This window comes from Photorhabdus sp. RM71S (assembly GCF_042879355.1).
Classification (GTDB): domain Bacteria; phylum Pseudomonadota; class Gammaproteobacteria; order Enterobacterales; family Enterobacteriaceae; genus Photorhabdus; species Photorhabdus kayaii.
On record NZ_JBHFKV010000169.1, the window covers coordinates 1 to 627 of the forward strand.

The 627-nt window shown below is 41.5% G+C and carries 1 pseudogene; it reads right to left on the reverse strand.

Features of this window, described 5'->3' with window-relative positions:
- Positions 1–527: 527 nt before the first annotated feature.
- Positions 528–627 (reverse strand): annotated as a pseudogene (locus ACGF5R_RS24330) (ISNCY family transposase); the annotation flags it as partial.

Here is a 627-nt window from a genome sequence, read left to right on the forward strand (position 1 = left end):
CGGTCAGTTGTGTATAGGCCATAGTGCATTTTCCTTTGGCGAGAAAGATGCCTACTATAGCAACTGACCGCCCTTCTGAAAAATTGCACTTATTAGTCGAATCTGCCAAGGGTAATTATTAGTTGGTATGGCAGAGGTTAACCATTTTAGGTATTGGCGCGATTTTATTTGGTTTTAGGAATATCAGGGATGAGGTTATTTGGCTATTTTTCTTTCATCGATTAATTGATGATCAAAAGAGTGAATAGAGAAGATCGTGTTGAGCCTATGGTTTGCTTTTTTGAAGGATAAATGAAACACAAGGGGAGCAACCATAAGCCCTTCATTAATTCAAGGATTTATACCCGTTATCTTTCAGGTTGCCTCTTTGTTGGCTGTACTCACTCACCCCGGTCGCAGAGTTATCTATGCTCCCGGGGATTCACTCCCTTGCCGCCGCGATGCATCTTGAAATCCATAGGGTATAAATAAGAACAAAAATGCCGATTTTGAATATCGGCATTTTGCTGTATGAAGAGAAGATTAATTTAATGCTTTAACGCTTCAATTTTATCCCGGCTCAGTCCGGTACTGGTGACAATAATATCCAGGCTGACGCCATGCCGTAATAAGGCTTGAGCCGTTTCC